The sequence below is a fragment of the Cryobacterium adonitolivorans genome, assembly GCF_004402695.1.
Classification (GTDB): domain Bacteria; phylum Actinomycetota; class Actinomycetes; order Actinomycetales; family Microbacteriaceae; genus Cryobacterium; species Cryobacterium adonitolivorans.
This window is the reverse complement of record NZ_SOFL01000009.1, coordinates 15,597-28,947: the sequence shown is the minus strand read 5'-3', so window position 1 is coordinate 28,947 and position 13,351 is coordinate 15,597. Positions and strand designations below refer to the sequence as shown.

Genomic DNA, 13,351 nt, shown 5'->3' with positions numbered 1-13,351 from the left:
ACCCGCCGAACCGTTCAGGATGCGTCCGTCGGCACCGCGCGTCCGGCCGGCACCCGCACCAGCAGGGCACCGGCATCCGCCCGCAGGAACACGCTTTTCACCAAGCCGAATTCGTCGCCGTCCAACTCGAATTGCTGCGGCTGGTCCGGCACGATCCGGATGTCGGTGCCGACCAGGGTCGTCATCGCGCGTTCGTTGTCGCTTTCGGTGAGCTCGATGATCCTCCGCCCGACGGCGGAGCGCCGCAGCACCCCGTTCTGCCAGGTCACCCGGCGCCAGATCTTGAGCCAGCCGAGCACACCCTTGGGCTGCAGCACGGCGATGTCCAGGACGCCGTCGTCGATGCGGGCCTCGGGCAGGAACTGGATGTTGCCGGGCAGCACCCCGCAGTTGGCGATCAGTATGGTGCTCACGAGCGCCTGGTGCTCGTTGCGGGTGCCCAGGCTGTAACGGATCCGGAACGGTTCGGCCCTGGGGATGGCGCGCATGCCCGCGTCCACGTAGGCCAGCCAGCCCACCTGTTTCTTGAGGTCGGGGCGGGTCTCGACGATCATCTGGGCGTCGAGACCGAGTCCGGCCATCACCAGGAAGACGTGGTCATTGATGCTGTTGTCGGTGTAGGTCACCGAGGCCACGCCGAGGTCGATGGCCTTGTCGACCCCGTCGAAGGCGATGCTGATGGAGTCGTCGAGGCTGTTCAGGGGAAGTTGCAGGTTGCGGGCCAGCAGGTTGCCGGTGCCCACCGGAAGAATGCCGACGCTCACCTCAGAACCGCGCAGCGCCTCGGCCACCGCACGCACGGTGCCGTCGCCGCCGGCAGCGATCACCATGACCACACCCTGGCGCAGGGCCTGCCGGGTGACCCGCTGGCCGGGGTCTGCCACGGAGGTCTCCAACCAGAGCGGTTCGGCCCAGCCCGCCGCGGCGGCCGCGGTGTTCACGCTCAGGCGCAACCTGTCGACATCCGCCTTCACGGGGTTGTAGACCACCGCGGCACGGCGCACGCTCGAGGGGATGTCGCTGGTTCCGGAACTGGAGTCTGGCACCCGCACAGGCTAGCAAGGGGCCACTGCTGGCGCTTGTAGACTGACCGAGTGATTGATCCGGTGCTGCTACGCGAAAATCCCGACCTCGTCAAGCGATCGCAGGAGGCGCGGGGCGACTCTGTCGACGCCGTCGACGCCGCGCTCGCCGCCGACGCCGACCGGCGATCCTCGATCACCACGTTCGAGGCGCTGCGTGCCTCGCAGAACGCCTTCGGCAAGACCGTGGCGCAGGCGCCGCCGGCCGAGAAGAAGGCCCTCGTCGCCCAGGCGCAGAGCCTGGCCGCTGAGGTCAAGGCGGCCGGAGCGACCGCCGCCGAGGCTGAGGCCCGCTTCACGAGTGTGATGCGTACCATTGCCAACCCAATCATCGACGGCGTGCCCGCCGGCGGCGAAGACAACTTCGCCACCCTTCGCACCCACGGAGAGATCCCCACCTTCGACTTCGAAGCCCGCGACCACCTCGAGCTTGGCGAGATGCTCGGCGCCATCGACATGGCCCGCGGCGCCAAGGTGTCCGGCGCCCGGTTCTACTTCCTGCGCGGAATCGGGGCCCGGCTCGAGATCGCCCTGATGAACATGGCGCTGGACCACGCACTCGCGGCCGACTTCATCCCGATGATCACCCCCACCCTGGTGCGCCCGGAGATCATGGACGGCACCGGGTTCCTCGGCGAGCACGCCGACGAGATCTACCACCTGCCCGCCGACGACCTCTACCTCACCGGAACCAGCGAGGTCGCGCTCGCCGGGTACCACAGCGACGAGATCCTCGACCTGTCCGGCGGCCCGACGCGCTACGCCGGTTGGTCCACCTGCTATCGCCGTGAGGCCGGGTCGGGTGGAAAGGACACCCGCGGCATCATCAGGGTGCACCAGTTCAACAAGCTCGAGATGTTCACCTACGTTCTGCCCGAGAACGCCGAAGCCGAGCACGACCGCCTCGTCGCCCTGCAGGAGGGCATGCTGCAGGCCCTCGGCCTGAGCTACCGGGTGATCGACGTCGCCGCCGGCGACCTGGGTTCCAGCGCGGCCCGCAAGTACGACATCGAGGCCTGGGTGCCCACCCAGGGCGCCTACCGAGAGCTCACCAGCACCAGCAACTGCACGACCTACCAGGCCCGGCGCCTCGACATCCGCTACCGCACCGAGTCGGGCAAGACCGCCCCGGTCGCGACCCTGAACGGAACCCTCGCCACGACCCGCTGGATCGTCGCCATCCTTGAAACGCACCAACAGGCCGACGGCTCGGTTCTCGTGCCGAAGGCACTGCGCCCCTACCTTGGCGGGCTCGACGTTCTCACGCCCATCCGATGACGCCCAAGACTGACGCGCCCTGGCTGGTCGCCCTCGACATCGACGGCACCACCCTGCACGAAGACGGCACCATCAGCGAGGCCGTGATCCGTCAGGTGCGCCGGGTGCACGAGGCCGGCCACGAGATCATGCTCGCCACCGGGAGAAGCTCCGCCGCCACCCTTCCGGTGCTGGACCGTCTCGGGATCTCGCCACGGTTCGTCGTGTGCTCCAACGGCGCCATCACGCTGCATCGTGACGCGGATGCCCCGACCGGATACCGCCGTGAATGGGTCGAGACCTTCGACCCTAGCGACGTGCTGCTCTCCATCCGCTCGCACCTCAAGGATGCGCGCTATGCGGTCGAAGACGAGCACGGCTTCTACCGGTACACGGAGGTGTTCCCCGACGCCACGATCGGCATCGACAGTGAGCACGTCGGCTTCGACGAGCTGTTGCGTCACGACGCCACCCGCGTCGTCGTCGTCTCGCCCGACCACGACATGGAGGACTTCCTGGCGGTGGTTGAGCAGATGGGCCTGAACCGGGTGAGCTACGCGATCGGCTGGACCGCCTGGCTCGACATCGCCCCAGACGGAGTCAACAAGGCCACCGCCATGGAGCGGGTGCGTGCCGAGTGCGGCATCCCGCGCAGCCGGGTGATGGCTGTCGGCGACGGGCGCAACGATATCGACATGCTGCTCTGGGCCGGCGTGGAGGGCCGGGGTGTGGCCATGGGCCAGTCCCCGGATGAGGTCCTCGAGGCCGCCAGCGAGCTGACGGTGAGCGTGCAGGACGACGGCCTGGCCGTGGTCCTAAGCAGCATCTGACATCACGGCCGGGCGACGCCATAATCGGGCCGCGCCCGCCGTGCAGGGCCTTACCAGATTCGCGTGTCAGGCTACATATTCCGTGATCGGCTAAGATCGGGCGAAGTTCGATGTTGGATCCAGCCCGTCATGGGATGCTCCAGCGCCGAATCGGGAGGGCTGTCCGAGCGGCCGATGGAGCCAGTCTTGAAAACTGGTGGGCAGAAATGTCTCGTGGGTTCGAATCCCACGCCCTCCGCGCCGTGCGGCGCTGCACCTGCACAATGACGAAAGGATCGTAAGTGAGCGACCAGTTGCGCCCCCGCTCGAAACGATCGAAGCAGATCAGCCCGATGGCCCGACACGGAAGGCTCAAGCGGTCCAACGCGTTCGCCAACGTCGCCAAGGTGCTCGCTGCCGCTCTTGCCGTCGTCATGGTCAGCGGCGTCTCCGTCGCAGCCCTCGCCACTCTCAACGTGGCCACCAGTGTCAAGGATCCCATCCGCCTCGAGAGCGAGACCGAGGGTCCGATCCCGCAGATCGGCGCGATCGACGGCGGGGCGAACCTGCTTCTCGTCGGCAGCGACAGTCGTGCTGGCCAGGGCGGCGGCTACGGCGATCCTGAGAAGGAGACAGCGGTCCTGAACGACGTCACCATGCTGCTGCACATCGCCGAAGACCACAGCAGCGCCACCGTGGTCAGCTTCCCCAGGGACACCTACGTGCCCATCCCGGAATGCACCGGCCCCGACGGTGAAACCTACTCCGCCATGAGCAGCCAGAAGATCAACACCACCCTGGGCTACGGCGGGCTCTCCTGCACCGTCTCGACGGTCGAGGAACTCACCGGTCTGCCGATCCAGTACGCCGCCGTCGTGCAGTTCAACGGTGTCGCGGCCATGTCTGAGGCCGTCGGCGGGGTGCCCGTCTGCATCGCGGAACCCATCGTCGACGAACACACCGACCTGGACCTCGCGGCCGGCGAGCATGAGCTCAAGGGCCTGGAGGCCCTGCAGTTCCTGCGCACCCGCTACGGCGTCGGCGACGGCAGCGACCTCGGCCGCATCAGCAACCAGCAGGTCTTCCTCTCCTCGCTGGTGCGCACCCTCAAGAGCGCCGAGACGCTGAGCGACCCGATCAAGCTGTACTCGATCGCCAAGGCCGCCGTGGACAATATGGAGCTGTCTACCTACTTGCAGAGCATGGACACCATGGTCTCCATCGCGATGGCAATGAAGGACATTCCGCTCGAGAAGGTCGTCTTCGTGCAATATCCGGTCTTCAACGTCGACGGGGGGGTCGAACCCGACGAGTCCGCCGCGGACGACCTGATGGCGTCCATCCTGGCCGACGAGTCTCCGTCGCTGGCGCCCGGCGAGGCCGACTTCCGCTCCGTGGCCGACCCCGCAGCCGGGGCGACCGAAGCTCCCGTAGAGCCGGTGGACCCCGCAGCGACCGACCCTGCCGCGACCGAGCCGGCCCCCACCGAAACGGCGCTGCCCAGCAACGTCTACGGGCAGGACGCGTCCCAGTACACCTGTTCGGCCGGGCGCACTCTGGCCGACCAGTAGTACCGCCGGCACCCACCCGTGGGGATGGTGTTCAAACTGACGCCGCGGTGCGGTTAGTATTGTGGATGTGTGTTTGCGCAAGCAGACATCCGGGAGACGTCGCATAGCCCGGCTTAGTGCACCACCCTGCTAAGGTGGAGTGCCCTTCACAGGGCACCGAGGGTTCAAATCCCTCCGTCTCCGCACTTCGAAAAGCCCGCCGGATCCCAGGATCCGGCGGGCTTTTCTGCGCCGGCCACGGTCAGCGGTGGCACCAGGGAGATGACGATCGCGACGCCGGGCAGCGTGTCGGAGATCACATCGGTCTGCACCAGGAGGCCGACCTCGACGCCGATCACCACGGCCGCGGCCGCGCCGCCCAGCACCAGCACCAGCACCAGCGAGCGGATGAGGTTGGTGCGGTCGCCGAGCACCAGCAGCATCCAGAATCTGGAGTACCGCGCACCGGACGCCGGCCCGTCGAAGAAGACGGAGTCGCGCATGTCCTCGGCGGTGTTGAAGCGGTCGGCCACGCTGTGAATCCAGCCCCCGTGCGCGAGGATCGGTAGGCGGGCCAGAATGGGGCATGGCCACCAGACTGATGCTGATCTCCGACACCCACGTTCCCCAGCGGGCCCGGCAGCTGCCCGAGCAGGTGTGGCGGGCCGTCGATGAGGCCGATCTCGTGCTGCACGCCGGGGACTGGGTCGACCTCAGCCTCTACGACAAGCTGTCCCGCCGCGCGACGGCGCTGCTGGGCGTATACGGCAACAACGACGGCGCCGACCTGCGCGGCGTGCTGCCGGAGATCGCCCGGGACACGATCGAGGGCATCCGCTTTGCCATGATCCACCAAACCGGTGCGGCCACCGGGCGCGAGACGCGCATGGACGCGGCCTTTCCCGACACCGATGTGCTCGTCTTCGGGCACAGCCACATCCCCTGGGACAGCGTGTCGCCGCAAGGCTTGCGGTTACTCAACCCGGGGTCACCTACCGACCGGCGGGGTCAGAGCGCCCACACCTACCTGACCGCTGTCGCCGACAACGGGCAGCTCACCGACGTCACCCTCGTGCGGATCTCGCCGGAAGCTCCCACCGGAACAGGCTGAGCCGCCGGAAGGTCAGGGGCGGGTACTCGAGGGCTGGACGAGGAACCTGGCCACGAATTCGTCGGCGGCAACCGGCCGCGAGTACAGGTAACCCTGCGCGAGCAGGCAGCCGCGCTCCCGCAGCCACTGCGCCTGTGCCTCGGTTTCGACACCCTCGGCGACAACCTGCAGATCGAGGGCCGCCGCCAGTTTGATCGTCAGGTCGGCGACCGGGGAATCCAGTTGGGTATCAATCACGGCCACAAAGGACTGGTCGATCTTGATCACGTCGAGATCGATCTCGGTGAGCCTGGACAGGCTCGAGTGGCCGGTTCCGAAATCGTCCATCGAAATGAGCACCCCGGCTCCTCTCAGAACCCGGATGTTGGCGCGCACGACTGCGGCATCAGTGCCGAAGTCAGTCTCGGTGACTTCGATGCACACCTGTGCGGGCGGAAGGCCTGCTGTGGCGCACTCGGCGAGGACGAATTCGCCGTAGCCGGTGGAGGCCAGTTCCCGCGCCGAAGCGTTGATCGACACGCTCACCTCTTCGTGCTCCCACCGGCGCAGCCGGCGCCAGTTCGCGGCCTCCGCGATCGACTCGCGAACGACCCATTGCCCGAGAACCACGATGGAGCCGCTCGCCTCGCAGAGCGGGATGAATTCGGCGGGCGACACCAGGCCCCTGGTGGGGTGTTGCCAACGCACCAGGGCCTCCGCGCCGATGGCCACGCCGGTGGCCAGATCGATCACGGCCTGGAAGAGCAGGAAGAACTCGCCATTCCGTAGGCCGTCCCGCACGGCTGCCGGGGAGGCGTAGAAACCGCCGTGGGTGATGATCTTGCCGCGGCCGACGCGCTGGGCCTCGAAGAGAGCCTTGCCGGCCCGGCCGAAGAATTCGCTCTCGGACTCGCTGCCCTCCCTGGACGAGATGCCGGCCGAGAACCCGGCCACGTGGCCTTGCACCCGCACCAGCAGGTCGCGGGTGTCGGCGGCGGTGAACGAGGGCAACAGGATCGCAAACGCGTCGCCCTCCATGCGGCCCATCGTGGCCGCAGCCGGCAGCACCGCCGACACGCCGGCGACGAAGGCCACGATCGCCGCGTCGCCGCCCTCCCGGCCCTCTCGCCTGTTGACCAGGGCGAACTCGTTGATGTCCAGGCGCACGAGGGAGAGGGGCTGGGTCGGTGCGTTGTCACGCATGGCGGCACTGAGCACCTGCTCGAAGCCCGCGAAATTGGGGATGCGGGTGAGCTCATCGGTCTCCGCCAGGAGAGCGCTACGGGCGAACCAGGTGAGCCCCAGGCCCGTTGACAGCATGAGGAGCGACGACATGGCGACATCCGCCGGGTTTGAGCCAGAGTGTAAAGCGAGCGTGATGAGCGAAAGGGGGATGAAGACGATCGGGTAGATCAGGGATTGCGCGGCAGGGATCACCGCGAATGCGATCAGGGCCAGCAGACTGGGGGTCCACGCGAAGGTGAAGGTGATCGGGTCAGCGCCTGTCGCGGCCTGGCAGAGCAGGCCCATGACGCTCATCCAGCACAGGATGAGGTGGCGCAGCGGCACCCGCATCCGGCGGCGGAACGCGGCGCTGAGGACCCCGGAGACCAGGAGGGCCGCTCCGACGGCCAGGAGCACGACCAGCGGCTCGTCGCTCTGCACCGACTCGTACCAGGCGTACAGGAAGAGGGGCAGCCCAAAGCCGACCTGAGCGACGCCGAGCAGGATGCCGGCCGACTCGGCGGCGTTGAAGAGCCCGGGGTGGTAGCCCACCCCCGGGCGCTGCGCAGAGCGCGCCATACCCCATACCCCCTGCCCCACTGTTGTCGTCGTCTTCGTCGGACTATGCCAATCTACTCCGCCGCCCCCCGAATGCGTGACAGGTGACTACTCCGCGGGCTTGAGCACCTCGTTCGTGAACCCGTCGAGACGGGCCAACAACCCGGCGCCCCTGGAGGTGATCATCTCGGCGGGGTTGGGCTGCATCTGAGACGGTGGCGGCAGGATGCGGATGAGCGTGGAGCAGGCCAAGTCAGAGCAGATGTAGGTGCCGACGGTGTTGCCGTCCCGGCCGGCCTGGCCGGCCTTGGGAACGCTGAACAGGCTCACCTGGTGCGCCGGCTGCTGCGTGCGGCACAGCGAACAGAACGCCGACATCGACCGCCCGGGCCCCCGGGCCGCGGCCCGTAGCACCATGCCCACCGGAGCATCGCCCCGCCAGAACACGAGGTAGCCGCGCTGCGCGGCCTGCGGGTCGCGCCAACCCAGATATTCACGTTCGTCCCAGATGGTTTCGTGCAGGCCGGGGAGCGGCATCCTGGCGATCTCGTCGGCGCTGGCGTTCACAATGGAACCCCGGATCTCGGCAACAGAAAGCGGTTTCATGATCTCCCTCCGATAATCCGTACAGCGTAGTCGAGGCCTCCGGCGCTCTCAATGGCACCGCCCCGGCGCGGTGGGGGTTACGCGACCGCGCGTAGGCCGTCCAGCAGCGGGGTGGTGGGGTGGCCGATCAGTGTCGCCAGGTCGCTCGACCCGCCGGCCAGCAGACCGTCGCGGGTGTTGCCATCCAGGGCCACGACGAAGCCGACGGTGCCGCCGTCCAAACCGGCACCGGTGAGGATGGCCGTGTGCTCCTCAGGGGAGACCGGGGTGAAGACGACCGGGCGGCCGACGACCTCGGTGAGGGCGACGGCCATGTCGCTGCCGGTCCAGGCGATGTCGCCGGCGAGCTCGTAAATGGCGTTCTCATGGCCGGGCGTCGTGAGCACCACGGCGGCGGCCTCGGCGTAGTCGCTGCGTGAGGCGCTGGCCACGCGGCCCGCACCGGTGCTGGTGAGGTAAACGCCGGTCTCCCGGGCCTGCTGTACGGCGGCGGCGTAGTTCTCGGTGTACCAACCGTTGCGCAGGATCGTGAACGGGACACCGGACGCCAGCAGCGCCTCCTCGGTGGCTTTGTGCTCCGGGGCGAGGATCAGGGCCGAGGTGTCCGCCTTCGGGGCGCTCGTGTAGACGATGCGGCCCACGCCCGCGGCGACCGCTGCAGTGATGGCGTTGCCGTGCTGGGCGACGCGCTGGCCCACCTCGCTGCCGGAAACGAGCATCAGCACGTCGGCGCCGGTGAACGCGGCCGCCAGGCTGGCCGGGTCGGTGTAGTCGATGACCGCAGTGGCGACGCCCGTCGCCGCCAGGTCGGCCAGGCGCGCGGTGTTCCTGCCAACGGCGGTGATCCCGGCCGGGGCGACGCCGCGTTTGATGAGGTGCTCGACGATGAGGTGGCCGAGCTGGCCGGTGGCTCCGGTGACGACGATAGACATGGGATGTTCCCTTCGCGGCCCGCAGGGTGCGGGCCTTCTGGTCGGTGCAACCCGCTGTCGCGCCTAATGCTTCCCAACCGCAGGTACCCACCTTTTGGTAAGCTACTTTCCATGACCGCTGCATTGCTCACCCCGGCCGTCCCGCCCACCGCCGACGGAGTCGTGCGGGAGCGCCTTGCCCAGCTGGTCGGCGACGCGGTACCGGCCGGGACCGAGACGCAGGCGGCGAACGTTTTCGCGGCCGGCTGCGCCAGTCGGGTGGTGCTCGACCACGTCACCAGCAAGTGGGGTGTGCTCGTGATCGTGGCGCTCATCGAGTCCAGTTTGCGCTGGGGCGAACTGCGCCGCGGCATCGAGGGCATCAGCGAGAAGATGCTCGCGCAGACCCTGCGCACCCTCGAGGCCGACGGTCTCGTGCACCGCGACGCGCAGCCCACCATCCCGCCCCGGGTGGACTACAGCCTCACCGACCGTGGCCACGAGCTCGCCGGTCATCTCCTGCCGCTGGTGCGCTGGGTGGGCGTGAACGCCGGCGACATCGTGGGTGGTCGCTGACCCGGCGGGGTCGCCGTCGATTACAGGTCGGGCAGGAACTGCAGCCAGGCCACCCGGCGCTCGCCGCGGGGGTCGGATTCCACCCGGTCCTCCTCGTCGAAGATGAGGGTCAGGCGATCGCCCTCCGTGTACACCGGCCAGCCTGGTCCGGTGAGGCCGGTGGCCGCAAAGCGCAGCCAGTGCGCACGCATCCGGTCACCGGTGCGCAGGAAACTCGCCCGACCTCCCAGGGCCGTGAGTTTGCGCAGCTGGCCGTCGGCGCCCGACGTGGAGAGGGCGAGCAATTCGAGCCCGTGGGTGGCGTCGTAGCCCAGGAGGTGCAGCAGCCGGGGGGCCAGGTCGAAGCGGTAGAGGTAAACCGGTGCCGACCGGGAGTGCAGGTCGGCGACCTGCACGCTGGGAAACCAGAAGGCGTAGTCGCCGCTGAAGTCCGCTTCGGCGCGCAGGGCCGGCAGGGCGGAGTACACCGCCCGCATGCCCTGATGTGAGCCGGGCGGGGCCTCGTCGAATAGCGACTGGATGCGCTGGATCGACCGCGGAAGGATGTCAAGCCGGCCGCGGAACATCGAGCCTTCCCGGTCGTTGGTGCCGATGATCAGCGGCACCGGATGAGCGTGCCCCTGCCGGAAGGCGTCAAGTGGGCGTTCGGGCAGGAAGTTCCCGTCGACGACCGGGGCCATGCAGAAGGTGCCGGGGTCGACGTCCGGGGTGCGCCGTTGCAGAACGAGGGCGGCACGGACCAGGGCGGGCCACGTGGCGGTGTCCAGCAGTTCGGCGGCGGGCCGTCGACCGCCGGCTAGCTCCGGCGCGCGGCCCTGCCGCAGCACCTCAATGAACTCCGAGGCCCAGCGGCCGGCCAGGGCGGGAGAATACGCCGCATTCGACGGCGGGCTCTGGGCGATCGCCCGGGCGAACAGGCCACGGGCGGTGGGCGTTGCGAGCAGCGTCACCACGGCATTGCCGCCGGCGGACTCGCCGATCACGGTGACGTTGCCAGGGTCGCCGCCGAACGACCGGATGTTGCCCTGCACCCATTCCAGGGCGGCGACCTGGTCCCGCAACCCGAGATTGCTCTCAAAGGTGCGGTCACGGGTGCTGAACCGGCTGAAGTCGAGGTAGCCGAGGGCGCCCAGCCGGTAGTTGAGAGCGACGTAGACCGCGCCGCCGCTGCGCACGATGTCCTGGCTGCGCTCCGTGAAGTCCTGCGAGCACCCGGCGGTGTAGCCGCCGCCGTGGATGAAGACCATCACCGGCATGTTGGCTTCGTCCGGCTGGTCGGCGGGCCGCTGCACGTTCAGGGTGAGACAGTCCTCGCCCATTCGGGTGCGGCGGCTGACACCCTTGAACTGGGTGCCCCGGTCTTGCGGGGCGACGGGGCCGTATCTGGTGGCGTCGCGGACGCCCGTCCACGGGATCACCCGCTGTGGTGCGCAGAACCGCAGCGGCCCGACCGGCGGGGCCGCGTAGGGGATTCCGCGCCACGTCTGCACACCCGCGGTGGGTCGACTGCCGCGCACCAGGCCGCCGGTGACGCGCACCTCAAGGGGCCAGGACTGGGCTTCGGATGGTGCCTGGTGCGCCGGGGCGTTTTCCGGCAGAGGGCGGAACATCGTGGATCCCTCCTGCCCCGGTTCGCTTGCTCGGGGCCTGTCGTCTCCTAGCGGTACTCCGGATTCGGTTCGAACCCGAAGCGTTCGCCGGCGTCCCACTCTGTGCGCAGGTTGCCGTAGGCGGGGATGCCGCGGTTGGCCCTGAGGATCGCGGCCAGGTGCATCAGGTTCCAGGTCATGAACGTGGTGTTGCGGTTGGTGAACTCGTTGTCAGGGCCGCCGGAGCCCGCATCCAGATAGCTCGGGCCGGGCCCGATCTCGCCGATCCAGCCGGCATCCGCAGCGGGCGGAATCGTGTAGCCGATGTGCATCAGGCTGTAGAGAACGTTGGAGGCGCAGTGCTTCACGCCGTCTTCATTGCCGGTGATGATGGCGCCGCCCACCTTGCCGTAGTAGATGTACTGGCCCTTGTCGTTGTACTCGGACGACATTGCGTAGAGCCGTTCGATGACCCGTTTGGTGACCGAGCTGTTGTCGCCGAGCCAGATAGGCCCGCCGAGCACCAGGATGTCGGCGGCCGCCACCTTGTCGAACAGTGCCGGCCAGGCATCCGTCGCCCAGCCGTGCTCGGTCATGTCGGGGTAGACGCCCGTGGCGATGTCGTGATCGATGGCGCGGATGACCTCGACGTGCACACCCTGCTCCCGCATGAGGTGCGCGCTGAGAGTGATGATGCCCTGGGTGTTGCTGATCTCCGGACTGCGCTTGAGGGTGCAATTGATGAACAGTGCGCGCAGGCCCTGATAATCAAACGAGGCCTGGGTGTTTCTGGTCGTATGAGCCATGGGGCCAGTCAAGCACCGGCACCGGGCAGCGTCTAGGCCGGTGCGGGTGCGGGCGCCGGGGTGTCAGTAGCGCCACGGCCCCGCGGGTCAGGGTGCAGGCACCGGAGCCGCGGCGCGTGGTTGGCGCGGTGCGAACCGCCGGGCCAGGAACAGCACTGGGATGAGCATCACCATCGGCACTAGGAACGCCTGGGCGAGCCCGGTGGAATCCGCGAGCAAGCCCACCAGCACGGCGCCGAGCACGGCCCCGGCGTAGTTGAACAGATTGACCCTGGCGATCACCTCATCGCTTCGGGCCTCGTGCAGTTCGCCCGCCGCGCTGAACGCCAGAGGCACCAGGGCGCCCACCCCAAAGCCGGCGAGTGCGAAGCCGGCAACGGCGGCCCAGGTGACGGGCATCGTCGCCACAACCAGGCAGCCGAGGATCGCCAGCACCGTGGTGCAGACTGCCAGCACGACCCGGCCGAACCGGCGCACCAGCCGGTCGGCGCCGATACGGGTGACCAGGATCGCGGCCTGGTACGCGGCGTAGCCGAGAGGGGCGATAGCGGCGCCGGTGAGCAGCACGTCGTGCAGGTACACGGTGCTCCAGGTACTGACGGCGGAGTCCACCACGAAGGCGGCCAGCACCACGGTGCCGAAGACGGTGATGCCGCGGTGCGGCAGCTTGCCGTGCCGTGCCGCATCCGGGGCCGACGGAAGCTTGGTGCGCCGCGGGTCGAAGCCGCGCACCCCCACGATGGCGATCGCGAGGGCGACGACGGCGCCCGCGACCAGCGCGATGCCGGCGTTGGCTGCGGTGCCGGCAACGGCCGACATCAGCAGGGCCCCGGCGATGGCCGCGCCGGTGTACCAGGCGAAGAAGCCGGCCATCACGGAGACGCCGGCACGCTGCTGCACGAGCACGCCCTGCATGGCGCCGGCAGCGTCGACGATGCCCAGGCCCGCGCCGTAGATCGCAAACGCGGCGATGAAGGCGGGCAGCCCCACCGGGGAGGCGATCAACGGCAGCGCCACGGCCTCGAGGAGCAGTCCCACCACCAGGGCCACCCGGCTGCCCCAGCGCACTGCGAGCCGGTCTGCCAGCAGGGAACCTCCGGCCGCTGCGAGGCAGACCAGCAGCACGATGAGCGAAACCACGATGTCGTCGATGCCGTGCCGGGTCTTGAGATTGGGCAGCGAGGTGACAACCACCGCGTAGCCGAAGCCCTGCGCGGCGTAGCTGGCGCTCACCGCCACCCGGGAACGACGGATGCCGGCCACAGGGCGGATGGTCGTCGGTGCGCTCATGCG

At 68.7% G+C, this 13,351-nt stretch carries 13 protein-coding genes and 2 tRNA genes; 7 read left to right on the top strand and 8 right to left on the bottom strand.

Features of this window, described 5'->3' with window-relative positions:
- Positions 1-14: 14 nt before the first annotated feature.
- A complete protein-coding gene (locus E3O42_RS03895) occupies positions 15-1,046 on the bottom strand; it encodes a diacylglycerol/lipid kinase family protein (protein ID WP_241984618.1) in 1,032 nt (343 codons plus the stop codon).
- A 48-nt stretch (positions 1,047-1,094) separates the two neighbouring features.
- Between E3O42_RS03895 and serS the strand changes: the two genes are divergently transcribed.
- From serS to E3O42_RS03870, 5 genes are all read left to right on the top strand, one after another.
- Complete coding sequence (gene serS, locus E3O42_RS03890) at positions 1,095-2,360, top strand: serine--tRNA ligase (RefSeq protein WP_134452617.1); 1,266 nt, start codon at positions 1,095-1,097, stop codon at positions 2,358-2,360.
- Complete coding sequence (locus E3O42_RS03885; RefSeq protein ID WP_134452616.1) at positions 2,357-3,169, top strand: HAD family hydrolase; 813 nt, start codon at positions 2,357-2,359, stop codon at positions 3,167-3,169. The genes serS and E3O42_RS03885 overlap by 4 nt, the downstream gene beginning before the upstream one ends.
- 153 nt (positions 3,170-3,322) lie before the next feature.
- A tRNA-Ser gene (locus tag E3O42_RS03880) sits at positions 3,323-3,407 on the top strand.
- Between the two features lie 43 nt (positions 3,408-3,450).
- Entirely contained in the window at positions 3,451-4,719 is a 1,269-nt protein-coding gene (locus E3O42_RS03875; protein ID WP_241984617.1) for an LCP family protein, read from the top strand.
- A 92-nt stretch (positions 4,720-4,811) separates the two neighbouring features.
- Positions 4,812-4,902, top strand: a tRNA-Ser gene (locus E3O42_RS03870).
- Here E3O42_RS03870 and E3O42_RS03865 read toward each other — a convergent pair.
- The gene (locus tag E3O42_RS03865; RefSeq protein WP_198414056.1) at positions 4,884-5,231 is read right to left on the bottom strand and encodes a DUF389 domain-containing protein; all 348 of its coding nucleotides are present in this window, start codon (positions 5,229-5,231) and stop codon (positions 4,884-4,886) included. The genes E3O42_RS03870 and E3O42_RS03865 overlap by 19 nt on opposite strands.
- A 53-nt stretch (positions 5,232-5,284) precedes the next feature.
- Between E3O42_RS03865 and E3O42_RS03860 the strand changes: the two genes are divergently transcribed.
- A complete protein-coding gene (locus tag E3O42_RS03860) occupies positions 5,285-5,809 on the top strand; it encodes a metallophosphoesterase family protein (protein ID WP_134452615.1) in 525 nt (174 codons plus the stop codon).
- A gap of 12 nt (positions 5,810-5,821) precedes the next feature.
- Here the strand turns inward: E3O42_RS03860 and E3O42_RS03855 are convergent, their stop codons facing one another.
- From E3O42_RS03855 to E3O42_RS03845, 3 genes are all read right to left on the bottom strand, one after another.
- Positions 5,822-7,591, bottom strand: coding sequence for a putative bifunctional diguanylate cyclase/phosphodiesterase (locus E3O42_RS03855; RefSeq protein ID WP_134452614.1), 1,770 nt, complete (start codon positions 7,589-7,591; stop codon positions 5,822-5,824).
- A gap of 87 nt (positions 7,592-7,678) precedes the next feature.
- The gene (locus tag E3O42_RS03850; RefSeq protein WP_134452613.1) at positions 7,679-8,176 is read right to left on the bottom strand and encodes an FBP domain-containing protein; all 498 of its coding nucleotides are present in this window, start codon (positions 8,174-8,176) and stop codon (positions 7,679-7,681) included.
- A gap of 77 nt (positions 8,177-8,253) precedes the next feature.
- A complete protein-coding gene (locus tag E3O42_RS03845) occupies positions 8,254-9,108 on the bottom strand; it encodes an SDR family oxidoreductase (protein WP_134452612.1) in 855 nt (284 codons plus the stop codon).
- A 111-nt stretch (positions 9,109-9,219) separates the two neighbouring features.
- Between E3O42_RS03845 and E3O42_RS03840 the strand changes: the two genes are divergently transcribed.
- Positions 9,220-9,663 carry a winged helix-turn-helix transcriptional regulator gene (locus E3O42_RS03840; protein ID WP_134452611.1) on the top strand — a complete coding sequence of 148 codons (444 nt, stop codon included), beginning with the start codon at positions 9,220-9,222 and terminating at the stop codon, positions 9,661-9,663.
- A gap of 20 nt (positions 9,664-9,683) precedes the next feature.
- On the opposite strand, the gene E3O42_RS03835 is transcribed toward E3O42_RS03840, so the two are convergent.
- The 3 genes from E3O42_RS03835 to E3O42_RS03825 form a co-directional block, all read right to left on the bottom strand.
- The gene (locus E3O42_RS03835) at positions 9,684-11,273 is read right to left on the bottom strand and encodes a carboxylesterase/lipase family protein (RefSeq protein ID WP_134452610.1); all 1,590 of its coding nucleotides are present in this window, start codon (positions 11,271-11,273) and stop codon (positions 9,684-9,686) included.
- Between the two features lie 47 nt (positions 11,274-11,320).
- Positions 11,321-12,058, bottom strand: coding sequence for a flavodoxin family protein (locus E3O42_RS03830; protein ID WP_134452609.1), 738 nt, complete (start codon positions 12,056-12,058; stop codon positions 11,321-11,323).
- An 87-nt stretch (positions 12,059-12,145) separates the two neighbouring features.
- A complete protein-coding gene (locus E3O42_RS03825; RefSeq protein WP_134452608.1) occupies positions 12,146-13,348 on the bottom strand; it encodes an MFS transporter in 1,203 nt (400 codons plus the stop codon).
- Between the last annotated feature and the right edge of the window lie 3 nt (positions 13,349-13,351).